Source organism: Klebsiella sp. ME-303, assembly GCF_007910085.1.
Taxonomy (GTDB): domain Bacteria; phylum Pseudomonadota; class Gammaproteobacteria; order Enterobacterales; family Enterobacteriaceae; genus Klebsiella; species Klebsiella michiganensis.
The window spans coordinates 1-446 of record NZ_VOJB01000064.1 but is presented as its reverse complement, the minus strand read 5'-3'; the positions used below and the strand labels follow the sequence as shown (position 1 = coordinate 446).

At 50.7% G+C, this 446-nt stretch carries 2 protein-coding genes; both read left to right on the top strand.

The features are described 5' to 3' along the window. A partial coding sequence (gene rpsE, locus FQK12_RS27260) for a 30S ribosomal protein S5 (RefSeq protein WP_186711186.1) occupies positions 1-372 on the top strand: 372 nt, incomplete at its 5' end. Between the two features lie 3 nt (positions 373-375). Continuing rightward, on the top strand, positions 376-446 hold a 71-nt coding region (locus FQK12_RS08490), incomplete at its 3' end, for an uL30 family ribosomal protein (protein WP_310793686.1).

Genomic DNA, 446 nt, shown 5'->3' with positions numbered 1-446 from the left:
CGCGTTGGTTTTGGTTACGGTAAAGCGCGTGAAGTTCCAGCAGCGATCCAGAAAGCGATGGAAAAAGCCCGTCGCAATATGATTAACGTCGCGCTGAACCACGGCACCCTGCAGCACCCGGTTAAAGGTGTTCACACGGGTTCTCGTGTATTCATGCAGCCAGCTTCCGAAGGTACCGGTATCATCGCCGGTGGTGCAATGCGCGCCGTTCTGGAAGTTGCTGGAGTTCATAACGTTCTGGCCAAAGCATATGGTTCCACCAACCCGATCAACGTGGTTCGTGCAACTATTGATGGCCTGGAAAATATGAATTCTCCAGAAATGGTCGCTGCCAAGCGTGGTAAATCCGTTGAAGAAATTCTGGGGAAATAAACCATGGCAAAGACTATTAAAATTACTCAAACCCGCAGTGCAATCGGTCGTCTGCCGAAACACAAGGCAACGCT